Genomic DNA, 21,255 nt, shown 5'->3' on the forward strand with positions numbered 1-21,255 from the left:
GTCTGATATTTCATATGGTTACTTCAATTGTCAGCTGACAACGGATTGCCTGAGAATCGTCCTTAGCATCTGACGGTCTCCGAGTTGGAGAGAATCGGTATGAAACAGAGGCAACTTGCCTCCGTTTCGAACCTCGTCGCAACGACTGCCTTTGTGTTAGAGGGGACGCTAGGCCGCCTCAATATCTATTGCGCCTTGAAGGCCGTGAAGGTAATCAGCAACGGCCTGAGCCTTGGCGGCGGCTGTGACGATCGCCCGCTTATCCTGCTTCAAAACCGTCAGCCAGCTTTCCAGATAGGTCGCGGTGTTCTCGCGTGGATCGTGCTCAACGCCAAGGTCAGCGCAGACGAAAGCCGCCGACAGTTCGGCAACGAGCTCTTCTACGGCACAGGTTTCGGTCCCAAACCGGCCGGAAAGATCGCGATCGAGACGTTGTTTCGAGCCGGTCCAGTGGCCGAGCTCGTGCAGAACGGTGCTGTAAAGATGGACTTCGCTTAAGAAGCGTTCACGCGCGGGCACCTCGATGTCGTCGGGACTTGGACGATAGCAGGCGTGCTTGCCGCCGTAGGTAATCTTCGCGCCGGTTCGACCGATAAAGTCTTCGACATGCCTGAGGAGCGGCATGGGGCCTTCCGGAATGTCTTCAACCGGGCTTTTGAACCGGTCGGGTAGGCCATCGATCTGCTCGACGTTGAAGACGGTGTAGCCCTTCAGGTACGGGATGCTCTTGTCGTCGGCTTCCTGCGCCTTCGGAGTGAAGGTCCCGTACTTGACGACGAGGGTTCCCTGTTCGCCCTTTCTGACCTGGCCCCCAAGATCCTGAGCCTGCCGGTAGGTCATCCAGGTGTTCTCGTCGTAGCCGGCGAGCTGGCTGGAAAGCCACAGCATGATGACGTTGATGCCGCGATAGGCCTCGCCGGTGGCGCGTTGCGGTACCGGCGAGCGGCGGACGGTCCCGCGCCAAGGGCGGATCCAAGGTTTCGTTCCTGCTTCAAGCTGCTCGATGATGGCATCCGTGATGCGCCGGTAGGTGTCCTTGCTCTGCATAGCCGTCTCCTTTTCGTTGGTTGACGGCAAAAAAAGGAGATAGCCGAGACGAGCCCATGCACCCGGAGGGCCGCAACGGAGAGGAGGACCGCGAAGCGGTTGAATGGGGGAGGGGCTATCGTCGTCAATCACCCAACGAAATGGGAGACAGCAAACACAAGGGAGCAGGCCGCTAACGGCGCTGCGGTTTCCGGTACTGCAACGGGTAAGAAGCCGGGCTAACGACCCCGGTCCTCCCGGTCGTTCTGCTGCTGACGGGTTGCCAGATGCTGCGCTTCAACGGCCTTGAGCTCTGCGTTGTGATTTGACGGCTGCGGCGCTTGTTCAGCCTTTTGCTCGACGCTCTGAGGCTGCGCTTGGGCCTCCTGCTCCGGCCGCCCCAAGGTTCTGAAGTCAGATCGGGCGGTGAACTTCACCTCTTCGTCGTCGGCCGGGATCCGCTCCGGAAGGTCGGCGCGATCGACAGCGATAATGCCGTTCTCGGTCACAAGGGTTGCAACGCGATTGTCATGACCGAACACCTGGCCCTCAATCTCTTCGCCCGGACGGGCAGTCCGAACATAATGCTCGAATGACTTCTCACCGACCTGCTCCAGATCCGCAAAGGCACCACGCAGCGCCTCGCGGCGGTTGGGGTCTATCGCATCCTCGATGACGTGCCTCAGGGCAGGGCTGGCAGGGTCATTTGTCGTGGCAATGGACGCTTCAATCATACGGGTCTTGCTGATCACGCTCATATCGATGTCATGCCCGTAATGCCGGCCGAGCTCCGTGATGAAGGTTTCCTGGGTTCTTCCGTTGCCTTCGCGAAATGGATGCACGTAGTTCAGTTCTGACAGCATTTTTGCGGCCCGCTCAACGAATTCTTCCCTGCTGGCGGCTCGTAGGGCCTGCGGATCACTGATCGGCTTCAGCGCCTCATTCAGACCCATGTCTATACGCGCGCCATGTAGGAAAGACGTTCCGCCTTTTGAAAGGCCGCCAATCGGCTCGACACGAGCTCCGTCAACCACCGGGCTTTCGTTTCGGGTATGACCGGCCCATTCGTACACATCCTGGAATATGTGCCCGTGGATCGCCTTGAGATGAGCGGCATCAAAGTTCCCCGTGGGACCATCACCCTCAAGGATTTCCGAAATTCTGTCTTGCGTTGCACGGTACTCGACCGTGCGAAGCTCCGATTTGAATTCGATACCGAACTTATTACGAAGAACGTTCTGGCGATCCGGATCGTCTGACGTGTTGGGATAAGTGTAGGAACCCCTGGGGTGTTCTTCAGCCATGCGTAAACCAACAAAAAGCCGTCTGCGCTAGCAGACGGCCTTGAGCCTCTTGAGACTTGGATGAAATGATCAGCCCTTGGGCTGCGGCAAGATGCGGGCGCGATACTCTTCTCGGGTGAGATCGCCGGCAACGTAAGCAGCGGTTGCCGCTTCGAGCAGGGCGTCGTTGCCCTGATAGCCTTGGCGAATATTCATGGCGCGAGCCTGATCGGTGCTCTTCTTTCGAGCCGCGACGGCTTCCGGGGAGCGGTCGGGACGAGTGGAATGAATGTTCATCGACAAATCTCCAATTACTGGTCAACCTAACACGAAAAGGGCCGAAAATCCAGCTATTTGGCGGATTTTCAGCCTTTTCGGGGCGAGATGCCCGGTCATGAACCGGGCTTCTCTGCGCAATCAATCGCGGGGTTCCCACTCGATGATTGCCTGAAGGGTCGGATCGTCCTGGCCGGGGAACCGGCCCAGATTGGCATTAAAGCCCATGCGCTTGATCGAGATCGTGTAGTAGGGCTTGCCTTCGCCGTTCTCTTTTTTCCAGATGCCGCCCACGTCGAGCTTGTGACCTGCGGGAGATGTTGCATAGACGCGGTGCGTCGGGGCTCTCTCGTTGGTGGAAGAAAAAGGCGTTACCCTGATTTCGAGGTCTCGCTCGATGGTGGAGATGAGGCCGGTACCGTCTGCGGTTTCGATATTGTCGCCGTTGAACTGGATGTAGTTGGTGATGTTTTTCATGGTGGTCACTCCTCTTTGGTGGTTGCGATGAGCGTTCACAAGGCCCAGCGGAAAGCGGTGCGCACCGGAGGCCGAAGCGCAGCGGAGGAGGCTGGAAGGGTGCCAAATTTGCTTCGCGAGGAAGCCGAAGGCGGGGAAATTTGGTGGACAGCCAGCTTTGAGCAAACCGCGTCGCTGTGCGAACGGGCATCAAGAGCAACCGCCTTGGAGGGGTGTCTACTGAAAGCGTCTACCAAACATCACCTGTACGACCAACGACAATAACCGCATATTCGTGCGCCAATATTATTCAACTTTCGCAAGCATACAACCGGAAACAAACGGCTTTTTGCTCTGCGAGATAGCCAATTTGGCGCTACCGAAGGAGGATTTCGGCGGTTCCAGATCCAATTGTCATTGGGCTACTGATGAGAATTGGAACGGCGATAGTTGCTCGGCGCGTCGATCTCGGCCGCCCACTGGCCCAAACGTCTGCCTCGGGCGCTGTCTTCGGCCTGATGGTAAGCCTCAAGAGGTATTGAGTTGCCTCGCGGTAGATACTGCAACAGAAGTCGCGCCTGGCCGGCTTTCACCATTTCAAGGCCGATATCGGTTTGCTGGATGTAGCACTGTCCGACTAGGCGACGGTATTGGTCCTCGTCGATGATGGTGCATGTCACATGCTTCCCGTCGATAAGGCGGGAAAGATAGCTGCGAGCCTCGACACCACATGCCCATTCGGCTCCATTCTTCCAGCCCTTTTGCGAGCGCTCGCAGGCGTCAATCGCCGCAATCCTGATCCGCTGCTGTCGAATGCTGAAGGTGTCGCCATCGATCACGCGTGCTTGCCCGGAATAGTCGGCCGCGCCGGATGGTTGTGAAAACACAAGAGCGAACAAGAGAGCCGAAAAAACGGGTTGTATTCTCAATTTAGAGCCTCCGTGGAGTTGCGGGCGGCAAGCCCGAAGACGGAACGCGAAAGATGAAGCTCACCGGATGCCGCCCGGTCCGTCATGGCGCGCAAATACCCTCCGGGCGAGCTGACTTCTTGGCGGGAATATTTCTCGAACGTGACCGCGATGGCGATCGCGGCGGCCTGCTGGCCCATCTGATCGACGGCGCGAAGCCGCGCGTCCTCTGAGACACCCGCCAAGCGGCAAATTTGCGGGGCGATGCGGGCTAGATCGGACCAGCTGCGTGGCGCGGTGGTGAAATAGTCTTTCAACGATGGCGCCGCCCTCCACACATCATCAAGAGCAACAATCCCTTGCTGCGGGCGAGATTGCCTATTGTCTGGGTCGGATCCTCTCGTCAGGCTTTCCTCAAAAGCCCTCTTGCTGGTGTAGCCAGCCTTAGGTGAATTGTGTTGGCCGGCTTTAGCCGGACGCCGTTCCTCTTTACTCAAGTCAAACGGATGGGGGTTTGTAATCTGTTTGTGCATGTCGTTTTCGACATTCGTGCATGTCATATTATCATAATCAGACACACTTTGCGGCCGCATCGATGCCTTGAGTGATCGTCCAACAAGCCACTCCAGCAGGATCGCTGCACGCCTCAAAACAAAAGCGGGCGCTCTGCCGGCGATACCAACAAAGGCAGCAATACGGTCGATGCGCGATGCAAGGCTCGCAAGGGCGGTTTTCGTCAAATCGACGGCATTCACCAGCGCGTAACGGGCGCTCCTGAGTGCGTCGCGAAAGCGGCGGGCAGCGGCGTCGCTGGCGCGTTTCTCCTCTCGCTTCTGCCGCACTAGGGCGTCGAGCTCACGGTAGCGGGCAATCAGCACACGCAAATCGATGCCACAAGCGTCTGAAATCTCGCCTTCGCCGTCCCTAATCGGATAGCGCTTGAAATTTGCGCTGTCCTGCATGGTAACGAGCCCGGCGTCGAACAACCTCGACAGGATACGGCTGACCCGCCCAGGTGAGCGGTTAATCTCGAACCCCAGCTGATTGTTGGACTTGAACACAATGGGTCGACCACCCTTGTCGAAGGCGTCGGCCCGGGCGGTGTTGACGATTACTGTCAGCAGATGGCTTTCGGTACTAGTAATTAGGCCGGTGCATGGAAGACTCTGTGACAACACCGCCAACTGGCCGCGCGTCACCGTTCCGACTTCCGTTGACTGTGCCAGTCGCCGGAACTCAGCTCTCTCCTTTGTCATTCTGCGGCCAGTTAGCTGCTTGTTCGTGAGGGTTTCCCTCATTTGTCATGTCTCCTGTTCAAGGGACCAGACAAGGCTTCGCCGTTCACCGAGAAGGCGTTTTTCTTATTGACAGGGGAAGGGGGGTCTGCGAAAACAAATCTGCTTAATTATTTGGTTTTTTGCAGACCGCTTCCGGGTTTTCTCGGGAGCGGTTTTCTCTTTTCTGGGCCTGCGTGTTCTCCAGACTTGGGTTAAAAGGGTACGAGCCGCAGCAGTAGCTGATTCCGGCCGGAGACAATACATAGCTTGATTACCCAACTTGGCGCAACGATTGAGCTTTCTCTCAATCGTTATTCGCACTTCAACGCGGCTTCCACGCCTAAAACCCCTGAAAATTATGGCTTTATATTCGTAGCGGCGTGCGCAAGAGCGTTCGGCGCCGTTACCGAAATGGCTCAAACATCGGTTAACAGCACCTTTAGAGGGCTTTTTGACCTCGGGTGGGACGGAGAGTTTGAGAGGAGGGGGCCTGGGCCTCCTCTCAACGGAGGGGCGCGTTTCGCGACGCTCCGAACCCATGAACCGGCTTTTCATCCCTATTGCACCAAGTTTGCGAATGACAGAAAGCCCGCCTTTGGTATCGGACCAAAGACGGGCGGGGCGGGGCGGGGCGGTGAGAGCCAAGAATCAGGCGATTTGAGCCTGTTCCTCGAAGAACGTGGGCGGAAGATCGAAAGCTTCCAGAGCGGTGTTGACTGCCGTTTGAACATCCCCCCAATCCGCATGCTCTGGATCGGACAGATACGCTTGAATAAGTTGGCAGCAGCATTCGGCGGCTTTGGTGGGGTCGGGGACTTGATCGAACATGACTTTGCCTCGTGTCGAGAGGGAAGCCGGTCACGCTGGAGGACGTGACCGGCTGACAGCAGCGCGGCTATTCCGCTGCCATCGGGAAAGTTTGCTCATCCTCCGAACGGAGTTCCGTCTGATCCTTCTCGGCCTTCGGATCAGGCGCGATCCGGACCAGCGACGGAAGCCAGCTGGACCCTTTGATTGCGGTTTCGGCAAAAGCGGCCGCCTCGGCCTTTTTCATACCTGCGATACGCGAAGCGAAATCAGCGCCTTTCACTTCTGCCACCGCCGCTTGAATGCCTGCGCGATTGAGGCTCGAAAAATAGCTTTCCGCTGTCGTCTCGAACCAGTCGGTCATATCAACCTTTAGGGTCTGCCCGATCTGGTCTGCATGGGCGCATGCGTCCTTGCGGAAGCTATGTTTCGTCTCGACCGCATTGAGGGTGTGCGCAGCGGCATAGGCCAGCAGTCCCAAAAGCTCCGACTGCGACTTATCAAGAAGATGGTCCCATAGGTCTTCCGGCTCGCCGGGAAGTTGATAACCGAAATTTTCGGCAATACGGTCCCATTCCGCGGTCGCCCGGCTCGCATCCGGTCTTTTCATCGAACCTTGCAAACGCTCATGCGTCACGGCGATCTGCAACGCGGTCATCCCTCGTGAACGGCCATAGGTGCCGGGATAAACAAGATCGAGCAGCATCGCGTGAACGACGCTGACCAGAGCGACATCGGGATTGTTGGCAAGTTCGACGCGGAGCGAGGCTGTCTTCTGCGCTGTCAGGTCTTCGACCAGCACAGCAGAGTGGACGATCTTCGGCGAGCCGACCTCCTCATCCTTCTCGGAAACCTCGGACCCGCTATCGTCATCCTCCGTTTCCGCTTGCTCGTTCTGTTCGTCATCACCCGGCTTGCGGATGCCAACGGCAATATCCGCCCTTCCGTAGTAGTCCAAGGAAACGATAACCCCGCTTTTCGCCTTGTCCTCGTCGGAAAAGACTTCCTGCATCGAGTCCAGTTCATCCAGTCGTGCGCTAATGGCATCGATGCGCTCGGACTGGCTTTCCTCGCCCTCGTCACGGTCCATGAGCTCTACGAGTTCATCGTGTTCGGCGCACAGGCGCAAACGTTCCGACTGTTCATCAGGGGAAAGCTCGATCTGTTTCGGATAGACGCGAGGAACGCAGAAAATCCAGTCGGGCCGCTGCATGTGGGTTTCGACAAATTTCCAGCCCTGCGACAAAAACGGTTCGGCTACCGCTGCCAACTTCTCGCTGACCAGCTTTTCAACCAATATTACGTCGAGCGCGAACCCGCCGCCCTGCGCGTCGAACAGGTCGCGGCGAACTGCGCCTCCTGCCTGTTCATAGACATCAAGGCCACCGATGAACTTGATACGCTTGTCGCTTCCGGCAATTTCGTCCGTCATCAGTGCCGACTTAATCCGCGAGATATCGCGGCTCCATCGATCAAGAGACTCCCAGACCTGTTCCTGACGCTCGTGATCATCGCAGACCGTAAAGGCGGTCAGCTGCTCAAACGTCATTTCGTCGTCGCGAAACAGGGCCAGCAAGACCGGCGAGACCTTCGCCAAGGCCAAACGGCGGCGAACGATGATTTCAGTGACACCGAACCGCGCAGCGATATCCGCGATGGCCTTGCCCTCGTTGACCATGGCCTTAAACGCCACATACTGGTCAGCAGGGTGCATTTCCTCACGCTGCACGTTCTCGGTCAGGCTAAGCTCTGTCGCCTCGTCGGCGGTCTTTACGATAGCGTTCACGGCATAATCGGCTGCGATCTGGCCGCGCTCGACAAGGAGCAACAGGGCAGCGCGCCGACGACCGCCCGCCGTAACAAAGTAGCGGCCCTTTGGAGCCTTGCGCACGACGATGTTCTGAACAACACCATTGGCGAGAATGGACGCTGCGAGGCTTTCGACGCCCTCGGCCTTGTAGGTTTTGCGGACGTTTTTCGGGTCCGTATCAAGCTTGCTAAGCGGAATGCTGACAATCTCGGTCATAGGTCAATCTCCAAAGTTTTCCCGGTTCCCTTGGGAGCAAGCCCCGCTAGTGGGCGAAGCCTCTGCCTACGTTCCGTAGGATGTGCCCCCACATCCGGCGGAACGAAGGGGGAGGGCGCAGCCCGCTCCCGTCAGGGGGTGGAGCGGGTCATGGGTCCGGAGGAGGGAAAAACGGAAGGTTCGCCGGCTCGGCGGTGAAAGCCGTTTTTCCAGCCGAGGGACAGCGCTTGCGCGCTTGCCCATTGGCGCGATCCGCGACCTGTCGTAAGAGCGGATAGGTATAAAAAATCGTGCGTCCGCTTCTCGGACGCTCATTCTAGAAGTGAACCGGCCAGCCGGTTCCCCGGATCGATCTGCCCGCTCCGCTCCGAGTGTTGGGCGCTCCGCTTCACGGGCAGATCTAGTTCAACGTGAATTAGCGCAATGAGAAAGTGCACCGTGTTGAGTGCCGCTCGGCGTGTCGGTTGGCGCTTGCTCGTTGCGACGAGCCAAACGAACAATGAAGAGTATCGGAGCTTTCAGCATAGCGACGGCCCTTCTTCAGGCCGGGAAAGCGGGAATTCTCGACGCGGTTTTGCCGGGAAAAAGGAAGCCGCAGGAGGCTTAGCTTGCGCCGCGAAGCGGAAGCCGGGACCGACTTCCTCCGGCAAAACCGCACCGCCTGGCTCTCAATGACCTGACGCTGCCGTTTCACTTTTCATGATGTAGTGCGCGATCTGAAAGACCTTCTCGATAGCGTCGGCCAGATCGAGAGAGGCTTGCTGTACATCCGAGGGTATTGAGGGGTCCGCTGCCAACGCACGAAAACCCTGCCTGAGCTCTTCGCAGGGATCAGCGATGTCATGCACCTTCGCCAATAGTTGCTGTCTTGAAGTCATCGTTCATCCGTCCGGTCTTTTGCTTAGTGTTCTAAAGCATATTGTACGGGATATTAAGGGTTCCCTGATGCAATACGGGGATGACCAGACGCCCGCGCCCTTCAACGCAGCCGCTCCGTACAGAAGAGAATGCGCCCCTGCAAAGCGGGCGCGTGCGACGCCGCGACCCTAGTCAGCCGCAGTTGCTGTTCGATCCCATGCCCGTGCGGATCGAACCATGCCTTGCCAGTCTCGTCGCGCGCCCGCCAATCGGGCCGGAATGGTCATGGGATATCAAGTGGGACGGATAAGGGCGCGGCTTTGCCTCATTGAGGCTTGTTGGCGTTTCCGGCCTTGCCATCGAGCTCGACCTGATAGGTGAACTCGACCTTGGCGAGGAGCGGAAGCATGATGGCGATGGAGAACTTAAGTTGGCCCTTATGGGCCAACTTCGCGATTTGCCGGTTGATGAACTGGCTAAGGCGACGGCCGGTTTTCTGGCAGAAGGTTACGAGCGTTTTCATGAGGTGATCCTCCTTGGTGGTTGTGCGTAATCGCGAAACTCGAATACGGTTGGAGCCGCCGAGTGCATCGCGCAGCGATCGCAACGGAGCGAAGCGGAGAGGAGAACCCCTTGGGGTTGCACGCAAAGGCGGGGCCTGCCGTATCGTGCGCAGCATTAGATTACGTACAGCCACCAAGGAGAGACCGGTAAACGCGGCCTTCGTAGCCCCGGCCGTCGCCTTTGCCTTCAACCGGCAAATCGCGATCCGACCGCAAGGGCGGATCTCCATCGCCATCATGCTGCAGCGTGGTGGACACACATCAGGACGTCTCCGGCCGGAAACGCCAACAAGCCTCAATGAGCCGACCCGCTTGCGGGGCGTCTATCGTGCGGGGGAAGGGGAGTTTGAGGGGAGGGGCCGAAGGGGCTCCCCTCATTGCACTCGCTGGCCGCTCAACACGGTCAGCAAGTGCGCGCTTGAGGCATAACGGTGGAACTGATCAGCGCGACAGGAACCTGCTCAAGCTCAGGCCAGCCAGCAGGATGTAGGGCGGAATACCAAGTGAATAATGCCCGCAGTTCAGTTCCAGGATGTGGGGCGAAGCGCCGACACTTTCGAGCCTCTGCATAAATCGGGCCGAGAGATCGGGTAAAACGACTGTGTCTCGTTTCGCGAGGACGATGTGAAGCCTCAAGTCCGGTCGCGCTAGGTTTTGCGCGTAGTTCTCCATATTGAGCGGTCCCCACGCTCTTCTGAGATCGTTCAGCTCGATATGGGGCGCAAGGCTCTTGTGAATGGATCGTGTCGCGCGCCCTGTCCAAACCATATCCGCGAGGCTACCGGCTGTCAGAAACAGCGAGGCTTTCGACACGGCGGGCTCGTGCGCCGTGATCAATCCTGCGACCCAAGAGCCCAGGCTCATGCCGAGAACCGAAATCTCGCGATAGCCTTCGCTTTTCAGCCAGCCAATGACTTTCCGTCCGTCGAAAACGGCTTGCCTCATAGACTGAAGCGTTCGCCCGAGATTGGCGCTGAGGATGTAGTCGGCATACAGCGAGCCGGGACGGCTGCGCTCGAAATGATAGGGCATCGCGATCTCGATCACGGTGATGCCGCGCTTTGAAAAAAGTGTCGCGATCTGGGCATTCCGGGCGTCGGCATTCCAGTGGTGGAAAATCACCAATGCCTTTTTGCTGGACGCGCTTTCCGTGATTTTCGCCCAGACGGTATTGTTCTCGTCAACGTCCGTCGCAATGTCGGACGGGAACTTGAGCCATCCGTTTGTTCGGTCAAAGCCGTCAACGCTCCCGCTCGGTCGCTCAAAGAAACTTGGATCGGAAGCGGCCCTGTCTGCAAGCAAACAAAATTCTTCCAGAGACGCGGTATTCTTCGCGCCGGGAAAGGCGCGATCGGCGTCGATCACGAAAGGCGTTGTCTTCTTGGCCTCGTCACCGCTCTGCGCGCGCCGCTCATCCCAACCATCGAGCCAGCTATGAAACACGTTGATCGCTTTCTATTTCGTCTGCGCGCCACCGCCCGAACTCCGGGTCGAAGAGAGCGTATGTCGCAAGCAGGGTTGCGATACCAAGGAGGATCGAGAAGCCGTCAAAGGCATCGATCAGCATGTAGGTTGCAAAGAGCAACGCGACGACCGCCGACATCCGCCATAGCGGCATATGGAAGCGTCTAGCAAACCGAACGGACCCGAACAGGAAGCCTACACAGGACGAAATCGCCACTAGCAGACTGCTGAAATGCGTCGGCATTCTGTAGTGGAAGCCATTGCGGCCATTGGCATAGCCGTCAATGACAACAGAGCTATCGTTTACGAGCCACGTCACGATGTCCTTGCCGTTCGAGGCGAGGTAGGCGCTTTGCAGCTTCATGCAGATGGCGACCAGAATACCAACCGTGGTGCACCGGAATATTCCCTCCATCACTCTCAGGGCAATCGCGCCGGCTTCCCGCTGAAACTCATCCGGACGCAACTGTGTGGCACCCTCAATTGTCCAGAGGTCATGAAGGATCGTATGGAGCAGGATCAGCCCTGCGAACAAAAGATAGAAGCAGAGGCACATGTAGAGATATGCAAGGCCTGTGAAGACGATCGACATTGGCACCGTGACCACCTCGGGGCGAATGAGCGCCAACGTGCCCCAACTTATCGCGTAATCGCCGCCGCCCTTCAGCAGCGGTATCAGATCCACTGCGATCCACTGGAAGATACCGGCGAAGGGAATGCAGATAACGAAAACGGCCCAATAGGAGTAGGAATAGGCCTTGAGGTGGTGTTCCCAATCGCGGTTGCTCCGGATCCTGTCACCATGGCCCGCCAGAACCATCCGGCCATTGTTTTTCCAGTAAACCAGAAGCTCCGTGACCAGCACGAAAAATACGGGCAGGAGGACCATGAACAGAAAGGTCCAGTTGGGTGCCCAAAGGAACCCGACCTGCTTAACAATGCCATCGGCCCGGGTGTAGATCGCGCTGTGTATGCCGAGGATATAGGCCGAGAACCCAAGAGCCGACGCGCCGGCGAAGACCGAAGCGGGCAGATTCAGGGGCGAGCCGCGCGTGAAGACCGCTTCCGACATTCGGCCGAGACTGAAGCGCGGCTTTTGGGTCTGCGCATCGCCTTGCGCCGCATAGACGATTTCGACGGCCTCGAGCTCGGCTAGAGGAACATCAGGAATGCGATTGAGACGGCTGTCTGCTTTTTTGGAATCCCGCCTCTTGGCGACCAATCGGGATTGAGCCGCGCTGAGCTCCATCTGCCATTCGCTCGTCGCTTGCTTATCAGCGCATCCGAAAACCCTCGCAAGCCAGCGAATGTTGGCCGCGCTCACGCCCTTGTCGTTCTCCTGAAACCAAAGCTGTACCGTTCGCAAATCGACGCCGACATGATTGGAATCTATCTGCGAAATCGCTTCGGCCAGAAGCTCCGGCGTCCACGGACCCGATGGAAAGCCGTCGCTGTCCAGCGGACGTCCAGCCCCCGCAGCGGCAAGGTCCTTGAACAGTTCCTTGAAATCACGCCCATCCTTGGGAGGCGCGATGAAAAACTTTCCGTTCTTCTCCAAAGGCTTACAGGCCCTGATTTCGTTTCATTTCGTGGAACTTCGTAGTGTATCGTGCCTTCATCCGCAAGCGGTGGTCTACGCTTGGACGCTCATAGATCAGTGAGTTGTTCAGCCATGATAGATATGTCGTCATCCAATCCACGTTCATTCCATCATCGCACGCACAAGGTCCTTGTGGGCAAGGAGACCCTTGAGACATGCCTTGAGGAGTTGATTGATCAGCACATCGCCACGCTCCACGCGTTGGCAGACGCCGGTCAGTCTGAGGACGCTCTGATGAGGCAAGAAGCGGAAAGCCGACAAGCAATCCTCCATTACAGGCCGCAGGGTGAGAGCGAGGTGGATGAGAAGCTGACCTATATCGCAGCTTACATTCTGAAAACCGGCAATGTTTTGACGCCCAAGGAAATGGATTTGCTCCTCGGAGCTCCACGCCAGATGTGAAAATCCCGCTCGTCGTGGCTGACCTTAATCGATCACGTCCAATACTTCGTGGTCGATGACAGCGGCCTCAAAGCCCGAATTGAAAAGAAGCAGCAGATTTTCCCTGTTCATGGGGGCGAGGACAAGCTTCTCGATCTGGACAGGTGTCCACTCAGTTTCGCCCTGACGCACGATGTCTTCTCGTAGCTGTAGGGCGTCCTCCTTCGCAGCTTCATATGTGTCGAAGATATCAAAGCCTGCGTCGTCATCTTTCCAGCGTCGCTCGCCTTCGGCCCATCGGCATGGAGAATATGTGTAGAAAATCTGCGATACATCTTCAGACATGAACACCTCGCTGCTATTGACGATCACCAGCCGAGATCGGTCTCGGCAAAGTCGTTTCCCTTGTAAGCGATCTTCGTGCGGTAGGCTCTGGCACAGGCGTACGTGAAGCAATCGCCCATATTGAGCTTCGCCGGGTGATTGACGATCTTCCCAAACTGCTGCGCGGCGTCCAGCGCCTTCGTGCCCACATCGCCGGAAATCATCGCCTCCTTGGCTTCAAGGTCGGCAAAGAATTGATCGACCATCCTGCGCGCTGTCGCGAGCATGTCAGGGGTCGCAGGCCGGTCGCGACCTGTCGCTTCGGCCATGCGCCGCGTCAGCGAAAGTGAGGCTTCCATGCGAACCACGGCCGACACGTAAAAGGGGCCGTCATGCTGCTCAAGCCGCTGCATGAGTTCGCCGGCATCGTCTTCGCCGGCAAGGATCGCGACGGCCACGGAAGCGTCAACGAATAGCATCAGTCTTCGCCCCACATTTCATCGGTTTCGCGTTTGTGGTCCCCCGGCGCAAAGGGACCAGCGTCCCGCGCCATTGCGAGGGACTTGGCCAGGCGCTCGCGCATGGGCAAGCTGCCCTTGCGGCTGGCGATCTCGCGCCTAAGCGCTGTCTTCACGGCATCAACCTTGGATGTCTTGGTCAAGCGGATCAGCTCTTCGGTGAGCGTATCGACTTCTGGATCTTTGATGTAGAGCGGCATGATACATATCCTTTCGAGGATATTATAATATCCCGAATTGCATATGCTCGCAATCATCTCCCGGTCTTCCGGTGGAAAAACGTCGCTGCATGCGTGACCTAACCTTGCGGCGTTCAGGAAGCGCAACTTTAAGAACGTCTTGAACTACATCGTAATCAAGCACGGATTCCCGGACAAGTGGGCTCGTGCGACGATTCGAAAGGTCCAAGACATGATGTCACTCCCGGCCATCATCGGCATTTCGGCAGGCGCGGCAGGCGTCGTTGCGTTTAGCCGCAAGAAGCAGCCGCAAAGCCTACTCAAAAAAATCGGCGTCTTTTTTCTGGCTTTCATCGGCACGCTGGTCGTCATGCTGGCGGTCAATTTCGCCATTTTTTACGCTGCCCCAACCTAAGGAAGGGAGGGGGCCAACAGTTTGCAGCCTCCTTCCAATATTTCTGATCGGTGATGCAGCCAACGGGTTACTGCGCCGCAACAGGTCCTTTGGACATGTATCGGTCCTGTTCGCCTGCCAGCAACCAAGCGGGATTGACCCCGTGTACATCGTAGAGCGATCTCATGACCGCCATCGGCATTTCAGCCTCTCCGTCCGCATATGCCTGATAGAGCTCTTGGCTCACGTTCAGGCTGGACGCGAATTCGCTCGTTGAGATTCCAGCATCTTTTCGGACAATCTCAAGGCGTCGTCCTATTTCGACCGTCAACGGCTCAAACCTGCTCATCTGATTTCTCCTTTGGGTGGGAGGGGAGCCCGAGGGGAGGGGCAAGGGCTCCCCTCGTTCGGACCTCGGCCGCTCGATGCGGCTTGGGTCCGACCTCCGAAAACGCAAGCGGGGCCAGTCTGGTAAAACCGGCCCCAAAAGACAAGCTTCGACTGATCGGTTAGCGAACGATCCCAAGTCGCTCGCCGATGCTCGGCGGCGTCGGCGTCCCGCCTTCCTTGGTCAGGGCTATGATAACATCATGGGTCAGTCCGTGAACATCATAACCCTCGGAGCGAGCTGCATTGATGATCGATTCAAGGCTCGGATACTCCTCAAGAAAGCCGCCAAGCCACAACGCGCAAGCGTCCGTCGCCTCGTCGGGGAACGCCTGCAGAAAGTACGTGCGCAACGGCGGGTCAAAACCGATTACGGCGTTTTCTTCGGTCTGAAGCTCCGATTTTACGGTGATAGGGTATCGGCTCAATGTCGGTCCTCCTGATGAAAGGGCCGCGCGATCGGCGCGGCCAAGGGTTATTTGAACAGCGGCATTGTCCGCTTGTTTTTCAATTCGGCGCGGTTGGCGTCAAACGGTAGCCGTCCCAATCCTTCCACGGTTCCCAGCCTGTCGCGGTTGCGCGCCCATACCAGACGCGCAACCGCACCTGACCGCCTTGCAGTTCTCCGAGGATCTCGACGGTATGGCTCCCGCCAAGGCCGGTCGGAATATCGAACACCTCGACGTTGCGGCGGGTCGCCTGCTCTGGCGCAGGCTTTCCCTCGCATTCGTCGCAAAGGTCTTCCCCCCCGTGCGCCTTTCTCGCTTTCCCCGAAGCTGCCACCACAGCGTTTGCAAACAGAGAGCGTCATGGTTGCCCCCCTAGAACCGGAAGTGGGTATAAAGCTCCTGATTGGCTCGGTGACTGGCAAGTGCGTAGGCGCAGGCCTGAGCCACGTAATCCGCGGACCGGCCTAGCGGCCAACCTTGCGAACGGGCGACGATATTGGCGGTCAGATCCTCGTCACTTGTGCCAACATGCATATTCCCGACGATCCAGCGGAGCTGCGCAACGGGAATGCGCGCGTCATGTGGCACCGGCAGAACGGAAATCAGTCCGTTTCGAAGGCTCGCGTCTTCACCAGCTGCCTTTCCCTCCTTCTCGGTCGGGAAATAGGCTTTGACCAGATCGAGGCGCTGCGCGTCGGCGGCACACATGAACGCGTGCCCCATGTCCTCGGTCGTATAGAGGCCCCAATCGGCGGCATTGCCGCCGAACATCGGGTCCCCCTTACCGCAAAATTCCATGACGGTAAAAATCTGCTCGGTCATCTCACGAATCCTCAATGTGTTGGGAGGATCAAGCGGCGCTGGCGCCGCTGATCTTGCTCAAGACGGTTTTGACGGCATAGCGTCCCGCCTCGTTAAGGTGACGCTGCCACGCGCCTTCCGAGGGCGACCAACGGAAGCCATGGGATTTGAGGATGCGGCGGGCTTCCTCGTCGGGTTTGCCGGGAAAAAACATCTGGATGCGGGCTATTTCGGTGTTTTCCTTCACCTCCACGGCTCCCGCTTCCGTCTCGACTTCCTCCGACCTGTCGCCGCGCTTCTTCATCGCCGCGAGGCGCGCTAGGCGCTGCTGCATGCGGCGAAGCTCGGTGCGGGTGTTGGTGGTGCAAAAGCCGCGCCTGCTCTGCCACGGCGCAATCGTGATGCCCCGTGCCGCCTGCTCTTCTGCCAAGCCGGTTTCCGACACCACGCGAGCCAATATGTCGGCTTCGCTGGCATGGTCCTTTTCCATCCGGCGAATAATGGCGTTGGCGCGTTTCATCCTGTCGATGGACAAGGCCAGGTCCTCGATGCGCGATGCGATCCGCTGCAACGCTTCGGGGTCGCCGGAGCGGATCGGCTCGCCGTCCGCTCCGTGCGGGTATGCCTTGCGCCTGATTGCCTTGCGGGCATTTTCCGCATGGGCGGCGATATCAGCACGGCGGGCGTCGGAAACCCGCATGCGCTTTTCGTTGCGAGCAACAGGAAAGCGGGCAGGGCCGGTTATCATCCAGTTGGCGCAACGGCTTTCCGCTGCCCAATATTTGCGAGTGACGTCAATGTGCCGTCGCGTGAAAGCCTCGATTTGGGGACCGGGGATAGGGGTCGCGGCCTCCGTCCAAAGGTCCATGGCATAGTTGGCAAAATCGTTCAGCCGCTGGGCCAGCGCCTCAAGTTCGCGGTCTGCGCGACGTTCGGGCGAGTGGGTGAGCCAGCTGAAATTATGCTCGATGTCCTTCGCCGCGATCTTGGCGGCGAAGGTGTCTGCTACGATTTCTAGAACACGGTCGGCGGCTTCCCGCTCGAAGAATGCAACGGTGATGCTCATTTCTTCACTCCCGCCATGACGGTGGGCATGGTACGAGTGATCCGCGTTTGCAGGCCGGTCAGGAAACCGGCAAGGATAACCCCCTTCATGGTCGTCTCATCGATTGACGCGAAAACCGGATCAAGCACCGGCTTGCAGACGGTGAACCGTTTGGCGGCGTCCTCGATGGTGATTTGGAGAGGCGTGAAGCGTTCTCCGTTGTGCGCACCGACAAGGACAATTTTTCCGGCCAATGGCTGCGGGTAGCCATCTGCGATGGTGAAGGATGTTAGTCCGTCCTGTAACCCGTCCTCATCGATGACAAGCACATGGTGGCTATCGAACGGCACCACCTGAACCAGTTCGCATCCAATCAAGGTGTAGGTTTGAGCAAAGGCGCTGCGCGCATCGATCTCGACGGTCTGAATGGTCCCCGCCTCCGGGTCCAGCAGGTAAACGGTTGCTGTTTTGGTCATGTCTAGCCCTTCCATTTCCGCGAAGCGGTCTTCTCATGCCCCTCGTGGGCAGGAGCCCCGCTCCTGCTCCCGAGTTCGCGCGGAGCAGCGGGAGAGAGGGTGGCAAGGGAATAAAACGGAGGGGGTTCGCCCGCCCGAAGGCGAAGACGGAGGGTCGGCGCGTTAGCGGCGATCCTGCACGGAGCGCAAAGCGCGAAGGAAGGACGGGGATACCGTTTTTTCGCTTGCGAGGGAGAGAGGGCAGCGCTCCTCTTTCCCTCATCCAGCAAGCAGGACACCGAAGGAGTCACCGTTGATCTACCCACGCCGAATTGCTGTTCAGGAGGACATCTCAGCGATCGAGGCTATGATGGCGAAAAGGGCGGCGAGTGGAATGACGCCGCCAGGAATGGCGGCGACGTTGATCCAGAATTGATTGCTGGCTTCGCGGCCCTCGAATTTGCGCAACTCTTCGTAGGTGGCGAATTGCAGAACGCCAGCGGCATTTGTGTGCTCGAACCGCTCTTTGCGAATGGCGTGGAAGGTTCGGCTCGCTCTCAACACGAGCCATACGTAACCGGGCAAAGCGATGACTGCTGGAATGAAAATATCCACGACGATGATACCCCAGAGATAAGAAGGGGCCGCCCTGCTTCGAGGCAGAGCGGCCCCCTGCCGGCATGGCAGAACGGGCTAGTGTCCTGTCACAACCTGACCTCGGTTTGATGCAAAATGGTATCTTGCGATCAAACTGTAAATGCCAGTAAATAGCCCAATATGGCGCATATCATTATTTGTTTCGCGGCGACCACCGCGCTGCGCAAGCGATCGTTACCCGCAGGGCGGAGACGCTTTTTCAGCGGCTCCGTGCCGAAGGCATAGAGCGGGGTCGCGAAGCGATGCGCCAAATTTAGCCGAGAACCTATGTTTCAGGGTTCCTATCATGTAGCCAATTCGGTAACAAAGAGTCAGGCTTAGAAATTACAGCGCGGTAAAACCATGGCAGGTCCAACGATGGAAAACTGGGTTGAACAACTCGGCCTACAGCTGGTCCAGGATCCTGATCTCGAAAAACCGGTCTATCGGAAGCCCTATCACGGCAAAGTCCATCTGAATGCGGAACTGGACGAAAAAATCAGTACGAGCATCCGGGAGGCCCGCGATAAACGGTCCTTGTCACGCTCCAAAATCGCTCCCCTGCTTGGCTTGAGCAACGCGGTCTATCATCGCTACGAAACGAGTGTTTCCCGACTGACCGTGTCTCGGCTTATTCATCTCTGCGAAGTTCTGGACGCCACGCCAGAGGAAATCCTAGCCCCTGCCGCTCCGCATTTATGGGGCGAAAATCAGGAGCATTCCCGGCTTTTGCAAAATACGATCTCGGAAATCCGACAGCTCGACACCGAAGGTCTTGAACGGATCTTCAGACTGGTTGTCTCGATGGAGAAAAAACCGACACCCACGGCGGGCCGCTGAGATAGGGGCGCGGCGAAAGCCGCGCCTCTATTTCGGTCTCATTGCGTGGGCGTTGGATGGGGGCCGCGATCGCAGCGGCGAGGGTTGATCAACACTTGGCAGTCATCGCACAGACCATAGCAGGGAAAGCCACGGCAAGCGTGCGTAGGGGGGGCCCGCGGTGTTCTGGCAAAAATCAACACCATACTGCTAATGCGGCAGCGCCTGGCATACCTCCACAAGACCGATCGCCCGCCCTTCTAGGAGATGTCTTTTCAGCTGCCAGGCGATGTGGTTCGGCGTAAACGCGTCCTACAGCAGTAATTGCAGGCTGGACGGCTGGTTATCGGGGGCGAGACTTGCCCTCCTTGAGGCAAAGCGATACCGAAAACACATCAACCGCGCCCATGTGGTGGGCGCCAGCGCGGTCCTCGCTGCATAGAACTGCGGCGGAATCTTCATCCTACTAGGCGGACAGGGGCCGGCGCGAAGGATGTCACAGCCGCGGATCCAAAGCTGACGACGTCAGCAGCCATCGGTTACCCAATCTTCTTAACAACGAAGAACTGGCATTAAATCCCTTTAAATCAATACTGTGAGTTCATGCTTTGCTAATGCTCGGTGCAAACGCGACAGAGGGAAATTCGAACTGAATCATCGAAGCTTTCGGCGATTGGCGATGCAGTTTATTCCGAATCCTCAGTCCCTGGCTCTTTGCATCGCTTGAAGCCAAATGCCTCGCAGCGCTGCTGTACTCAAACTTGGCCTTGTGGTTCGACCTTAAGATTCCCTTAAGCCACACGCGGATTATGACGATGCGGGCGTGTCCCCGTCTGCACTGGAGGACTTGCGGAATGCGTTACATCCTATCTGCCCTTATAATTTCGTTCCTGAATGTCACGGCGGTTTTGGCCGAAGATGTCCATGTTTATGGGCCCGGAGGCCCATTGCCGGTGTTGAAACAGGCTGCAGCCGCTTTCGAAAAAGAAACGGGCAATAAAATTGTCCTAACTGCTGGGCCGACCCCTTCATGGCTTCAACGAGCGAAAGAGGATGCCGACCTGCTCTTCAGCGGGTCTGAAACTATGATGAGCGATTTTACTCAGGCGTTTGGTAGCCAGGTCCGAGCCGAAGACGTCATACCGCTCTATCTTCGAGCTTCAGCCATCCTCGTACGTCCTGGCAATCCGAAAAAAATCACGGGCTTGAACGAACTCATGCGGCCCGGCCATAGCGTGCTTGTTGTCAATGGTGCCGGGCAAAATGGCCTCTGGGAAGATATGGCGGGCCGGACAGGCGACATCTCCAAGGTGAAGGCACTACGTTCCAACATTAAGATCTTTGCGGCTAACAGCGCAGACGCGAAAAAGGCTTGGATCGAAAACAAGGATTTGGACGCCTGGATCATCTGGAATATTTGGCAGGTCGCGAACCCGGAATTGGCGCAGACGGTCGAAGTGGAGAGAGACCACCGTATTTACCGCGACACCGGAGTAGTCCTTACCGAGCGGGGTAAAAATAACCAGGCAGCGATAGCGTTCCAGACGTTTCTGCAAAGCACTGAGGCCAGAGGCTTCTTCGCAAACGCCGGCTGGATCGTTGACTAATCCTGCACGTGCATAGCGTTTTTCCACGCTATGTGTTCGGGGGTGTGGACAACCAAAGGCGTCGGGACAGTCCAGCCGACCGATCGGAATGGTTTCTTGAATTCCATGGATCGCCGGTAACGGCCCGCACGTCGTTTCGTCGCTCTCAAGCTGCAAGAGCACGCAATCGACCGGCGAGATGGGGCACGTCAAAATTGCCGACTGACCGGGTACCGTAGACTTCGTGACCAGTTGCCGTGTCGATTACGAATACCGTTGGTGGCCCGTCAGCTTTTAAGTGCTGCAAAAGCGCCAAATTGGAAGCATCCATCGCTGTGACATCCACCTTGATCAAGGCGATTTTCTGAAGAAATTTTTTGATGACGGGGTCAGCGAGAATCTTATCGTCAATTACCTTGCAAAAAGGACACCACTCTGCCGCGATATCAACGATTGCGAAACGGCTCTGCCAAGCAGCAAAGCGGCGTCCTTCCAAGTAGGAATGCATAGATCGAATGGGCCCTACGGTCGTCCCAGCTTCGACCGATCGAACCGGAAGAAGGACCAAGTTTACGATCGCGCAGGATGCAATCCGGAGGATTCCTCGCCTGCTTGAAGCGGTTGTAATGTTTTCTTCGCGATCCAATGAGTACTTCAAATTATTACCCTTTCCAACGCGGCTTGCAGCCCTGCCGGTTTTAATAGCAACTGAATGTCAGGGCTTTAACTTAGTGTCT

General features: G+C 57.5%; 27 protein-coding genes. 4 read left to right on the forward strand and 23 right to left on the reverse strand.

Annotated elements, in window-relative coordinates; translation table 11 throughout:
* Positions 1-168: 168 nt before the first annotated feature.
* The 12 genes from ACQY1L_RS24895 to ACQY1L_RS24950 form a co-directional block, all read right to left on the reverse strand.
* The gene (locus tag ACQY1L_RS24895) at positions 169-1,047 is read right to left on the reverse strand and encodes an ArdC family protein (protein ID WP_430262168.1); all 879 of its coding nucleotides are present in this window, start codon (positions 1,045-1,047) and stop codon (positions 169-171) included.
* A 218-nt stretch (positions 1,048-1,265) separates the two neighbouring features.
* Positions 1,266-2,330, reverse strand: a complete 1,065-nt coding sequence (locus tag ACQY1L_RS24900) for a Fic/DOC family protein (protein WP_430262170.1) — start codon at positions 2,328-2,330, stop codon at positions 1,266-1,268.
* Positions 2,331-2,399: 69 nt separating this feature from the next.
* On the reverse strand, positions 2,400-2,606 hold the full coding sequence (locus ACQY1L_RS24905; RefSeq protein ID WP_153516962.1) for a hypothetical protein: 207 nt from the start codon (positions 2,604-2,606) through the stop codon (positions 2,400-2,402).
* A gap of 120 nt (positions 2,607-2,726) precedes the next feature.
* Positions 2,727-3,062 carry a DUF736 family protein gene (locus ACQY1L_RS24910; RefSeq protein WP_153516961.1) on the reverse strand — a complete coding sequence of 112 codons (336 nt, stop codon included), beginning with the start codon at positions 3,060-3,062 and terminating at the stop codon, positions 2,727-2,729.
* Positions 3,063-3,463: 401 nt separating this feature from the next.
* Positions 3,464-3,970 (reverse strand): thermonuclease family protein, encoded by a 507-nt coding sequence (locus ACQY1L_RS24915; protein ID WP_153516960.1) that lies wholly within the window; start codon positions 3,968-3,970, stop codon positions 3,464-3,466.
* On the reverse strand, positions 3,967-5,247 hold the full coding sequence (gene repC / locus ACQY1L_RS24920; protein WP_430262172.1) for a plasmid replication protein RepC: 1,281 nt from the start codon (positions 5,245-5,247) through the stop codon (positions 3,967-3,969). Before repC ends, ACQY1L_RS24915 begins: the two co-directional genes overlap by 4 nt.
* A 627-nt stretch (positions 5,248-5,874) precedes the next feature.
* On the reverse strand, positions 5,875-6,054 hold the full coding sequence (locus tag ACQY1L_RS24925; RefSeq protein ID WP_430262174.1) for a hypothetical protein: 180 nt from the start codon (positions 6,052-6,054) through the stop codon (positions 5,875-5,877).
* 67 nt (positions 6,055-6,121) lie between these two features.
* A complete protein-coding gene (locus ACQY1L_RS24930; protein ID WP_430246429.1) occupies positions 6,122-8,059 on the reverse strand; it encodes a ParB/RepB/Spo0J family partition protein in 1,938 nt (645 codons plus the stop codon).
* 668 nt (positions 8,060-8,727) lie between these two features.
* A complete protein-coding gene (locus ACQY1L_RS24935) occupies positions 8,728-8,937 on the reverse strand; it encodes a hypothetical protein (RefSeq protein WP_430246427.1) in 210 nt (69 codons plus the stop codon).
* A 305-nt stretch (positions 8,938-9,242) separates the two neighbouring features.
* Entirely contained in the window at positions 9,243-9,440 is a 198-nt protein-coding gene (locus ACQY1L_RS24940; RefSeq protein WP_153516956.1) for a hypothetical protein, read from the reverse strand.
* A gap of 481 nt (positions 9,441-9,921) precedes the next feature.
* Positions 9,922-10,923, reverse strand: a complete 1,002-nt coding sequence (locus tag ACQY1L_RS24945) for an RcgR family putative quorum lactone hydrolase (RefSeq protein ID WP_249741318.1) — start codon at positions 10,921-10,923, stop codon at positions 9,922-9,924.
* On the reverse strand, positions 10,913-12,502 hold the full coding sequence (locus ACQY1L_RS24950; RefSeq protein ID WP_153516955.1) for an RcgA family putative transporter: 1,590 nt from the start codon (positions 12,500-12,502) through the stop codon (positions 10,913-10,915). Before ACQY1L_RS24950 ends, ACQY1L_RS24945 begins: the two co-directional genes overlap by 11 nt.
* 114 nt (positions 12,503-12,616) lie before the next feature.
* Here ACQY1L_RS24950 and ACQY1L_RS24955 point away from each other — a divergent pair, with 114 nt between their 5' ends.
* Entirely contained in the window at positions 12,617-12,946 is a 330-nt protein-coding gene (locus ACQY1L_RS24955) for a hypothetical protein (protein ID WP_430262177.1), read from the forward strand.
* A 24-nt stretch (positions 12,947-12,970) separates the two neighbouring features.
* Here ACQY1L_RS24955 and ACQY1L_RS24960 read toward each other — a convergent pair whose 3' ends face one another.
* From ACQY1L_RS24960 to ACQY1L_RS24970, 3 genes are read right to left on the reverse strand one after another with little or no spacing between them, the layout of a single operon-like run.
* Positions 12,971-13,270, reverse strand: coding sequence for a hypothetical protein (locus tag ACQY1L_RS24960; protein WP_153516953.1), 300 nt, complete (start codon positions 13,268-13,270; stop codon positions 12,971-12,973).
* 23 nt (positions 13,271-13,293) lie between these two features.
* Complete coding sequence (locus ACQY1L_RS24965) at positions 13,294-13,728, reverse strand: type II toxin-antitoxin system VapC family toxin (RefSeq protein ID WP_153516952.1); 435 nt, start codon at positions 13,726-13,728, stop codon at positions 13,294-13,296.
* Positions 13,728-13,967: a type II toxin-antitoxin system VapB family antitoxin gene (locus tag ACQY1L_RS24970; RefSeq protein ID WP_012653071.1), complete on the reverse strand. Its 240-nt coding sequence runs from the start codon at positions 13,965-13,967 to the stop codon at positions 13,728-13,730. The genes ACQY1L_RS24965 and ACQY1L_RS24970 overlap by 1 nt, the downstream gene beginning before the upstream one ends.
* Before the next feature lie 139 nt (positions 13,968-14,106).
* Here ACQY1L_RS24970 and ACQY1L_RS24975 point away from each other — a divergent pair, with 139 nt between their 5' ends.
* On the forward strand, positions 14,107-14,361 hold the full coding sequence (locus tag ACQY1L_RS24975; protein WP_430262179.1) for a hypothetical protein: 255 nt from the start codon (positions 14,107-14,109) through the stop codon (positions 14,359-14,361).
* A gap of 67 nt (positions 14,362-14,428) precedes the next feature.
* On the opposite strand, the gene ACQY1L_RS24980 is transcribed toward ACQY1L_RS24975, so the two are convergent.
* From ACQY1L_RS24980 to ACQY1L_RS25010, 7 genes are all read right to left on the reverse strand, one after another.
* Positions 14,429-14,689, reverse strand: a complete 261-nt coding sequence (locus ACQY1L_RS24980; protein ID WP_153516950.1) for a helix-turn-helix domain-containing protein — start codon at positions 14,687-14,689, stop codon at positions 14,429-14,431.
* A gap of 160 nt (positions 14,690-14,849) precedes the next feature.
* The gene (locus tag ACQY1L_RS24985) at positions 14,850-15,155 is read right to left on the reverse strand and encodes a hypothetical protein (RefSeq protein WP_153516949.1); all 306 of its coding nucleotides are present in this window, start codon (positions 15,153-15,155) and stop codon (positions 14,850-14,852) included.
* Between the two features lie 79 nt (positions 15,156-15,234).
* Positions 15,235-15,510: a hypothetical protein gene (locus tag ACQY1L_RS24990; protein WP_430262181.1), complete on the reverse strand. Its 276-nt coding sequence runs from the start codon at positions 15,508-15,510 to the stop codon at positions 15,235-15,237.
* Positions 15,511-15,548: 38 nt separating this feature from the next.
* On the reverse strand, positions 15,549-15,998 hold the full coding sequence (locus ACQY1L_RS24995; RefSeq protein ID WP_430262183.1) for a hypothetical protein: 450 nt from the start codon (positions 15,996-15,998) through the stop codon (positions 15,549-15,551).
* A gap of 28 nt (positions 15,999-16,026) precedes the next feature.
* Positions 16,027-17,043, reverse strand: a complete 1,017-nt coding sequence (locus ACQY1L_RS25000) for a hypothetical protein (RefSeq protein ID WP_246670653.1) — start codon at positions 17,041-17,043, stop codon at positions 16,027-16,029.
* Positions 17,040-17,498 (reverse strand): DUF3846 domain-containing protein, encoded by a 459-nt coding sequence (locus tag ACQY1L_RS25005; protein ID WP_249741315.1) that lies wholly within the window; start codon positions 17,496-17,498, stop codon positions 17,040-17,042. Before ACQY1L_RS25005 ends, ACQY1L_RS25000 begins: the two co-directional genes overlap by 4 nt.
* 318 nt (positions 17,499-17,816) lie before the next feature.
* The gene (locus ACQY1L_RS25010; RefSeq protein ID WP_153516945.1) at positions 17,817-18,092 is read right to left on the reverse strand and encodes a hypothetical protein; all 276 of its coding nucleotides are present in this window, start codon (positions 18,090-18,092) and stop codon (positions 17,817-17,819) included.
* Positions 18,093-18,476: 384 nt separating this feature from the next.
* Here ACQY1L_RS25010 and ACQY1L_RS25015 point away from each other — a divergent pair, with 384 nt between their 5' ends.
* Positions 18,477-18,953, forward strand: coding sequence for a helix-turn-helix domain-containing protein (locus ACQY1L_RS25015; RefSeq protein ID WP_153516944.1), 477 nt, complete (start codon positions 18,477-18,479; stop codon positions 18,951-18,953).
* An 833-nt stretch (positions 18,954-19,786) separates the two neighbouring features.
* Positions 19,787-20,539: a substrate-binding domain-containing protein gene (locus ACQY1L_RS25020; RefSeq protein WP_153516943.1), complete on the forward strand. Its 753-nt coding sequence runs from the start codon at positions 19,787-19,789 to the stop codon at positions 20,537-20,539.
* Positions 20,540-20,684: 145 nt separating this feature from the next.
* Here ACQY1L_RS25020 and ACQY1L_RS25025 read toward each other — a convergent pair whose 3' ends face one another.
* Positions 20,685-21,014: a thioredoxin family protein gene (locus tag ACQY1L_RS25025; protein ID WP_249741300.1), complete on the reverse strand. Its 330-nt coding sequence runs from the start codon at positions 21,012-21,014 to the stop codon at positions 20,685-20,687.
* Between the last annotated feature and the right edge of the window lie 241 nt (positions 21,015-21,255).

The organism is Neorhizobium sp. DAR64862/K0K3 (assembly GCF_050500185.1).
In the GTDB taxonomy this organism is placed as follows: Bacteria; Pseudomonadota; Alphaproteobacteria; order Rhizobiales; family Rhizobiaceae; genus Neorhizobium; species Neorhizobium soli.

Bases quoted from the DNA above. Each gene is read 5' to 3' on its own strand.
- ACQY1L_RS24970 (WP_012653071.1), bottom strand. From the start codon at position 13,967: ATGCCGCTCTACATCAAAGATCCAGAAGTCGATACGCTCACCGAAGAG.
- ACQY1L_RS24895 (WP_430262168.1), bottom strand. From the start codon at position 1,047: ATGCAGAGCAAGGACACCTACCGGCGCATCACGGATGCCATCATCGAG.
- ACQY1L_RS24960 (WP_153516953.1), bottom strand. From the start codon at position 13,270: ATGTCTGAAGATGTATCGCAGATTTTCTACACATATTCTCCATGCCGA.
- ACQY1L_RS24910 (WP_153516961.1), bottom strand. From the start codon at position 3,062: ATGAAAAACATCACCAACTACATCCAGTTCAACGGCGACAATATCGAA.
- ACQY1L_RS24980 (WP_153516950.1), bottom strand. From the start codon at position 14,689: ATGAGCAGGTTTGAGCCGTTGACGGTCGAAATAGGACGACGCCTTGAG.
- ACQY1L_RS24940 (WP_153516956.1), bottom strand. From the start codon at position 9,440: ATGAAAACGCTCGTAACCTTCTGCCAGAAAACCGGCCGTCGCCTTAGC.
- ACQY1L_RS24935 (WP_430246427.1), bottom strand. From the start codon at position 8,937: ATGACTTCAAGACAGCAACTATTGGCGAAGGTGCATGACATCGCTGAT.
- ACQY1L_RS25020 (WP_153516943.1), top strand. From the start codon at position 19,787: ATGCGTTACATCCTATCTGCCCTTATAATTTCGTTCCTGAATGTCACG.
- ACQY1L_RS25000 (WP_246670653.1), bottom strand. From the start codon at position 17,043: ATGAGCATCACCGTTGCATTCTTCGAGCGGGAAGCCGCCGACCGTGTT.
- ACQY1L_RS24905 (WP_153516962.1), bottom strand. From the start codon at position 2,606: ATGAACATTCATTCCACTCGTCCCGACCGCTCCCCGGAAGCCGTCGCG.
- ACQY1L_RS25015 (WP_153516944.1), top strand. From the start codon at position 18,477: ATGGCAGGTCCAACGATGGAAAACTGGGTTGAACAACTCGGCCTACAG.
- ACQY1L_RS24900 (WP_430262170.1), bottom strand. From the start codon at position 2,330: ATGGCTGAAGAACACCCCAGGGGTTCCTACACTTATCCCAACACGTCA.
- ACQY1L_RS25005 (WP_249741315.1), bottom strand. From the start codon at position 17,498: ATGACCAAAACAGCAACCGTTTACCTGCTGGACCCGGAGGCGGGGACC.
- repC (WP_430262172.1), bottom strand. From the start codon at position 5,247: ATGAGGGAAACCCTCACGAACAAGCAGCTAACTGGCCGCAGAATGACA.
- ACQY1L_RS24995 (WP_430262183.1), bottom strand. From the start codon at position 15,998: ATGACCGAGCAGATTTTTACCGTCATGGAATTTTGCGGTAAGGGGGAC.
- ACQY1L_RS24925 (WP_430262174.1), bottom strand. From the start codon at position 6,054: ATGTTCGATCAAGTCCCCGACCCCACCAAAGCCGCCGAATGCTGCTGC.
- ACQY1L_RS24930 (WP_430246429.1), bottom strand. From the start codon at position 8,059: ATGACCGAGATTGTCAGCATTCCGCTTAGCAAGCTTGATACGGACCCG.
- ACQY1L_RS24965 (WP_153516952.1), bottom strand. From the start codon at position 13,728: ATGCTATTCGTTGACGCTTCCGTGGCCGTCGCGATCCTTGCCGGCGAA.
- ACQY1L_RS24955 (WP_430262177.1), top strand. From the start codon at position 12,617: ATGATAGATATGTCGTCATCCAATCCACGTTCATTCCATCATCGCACG.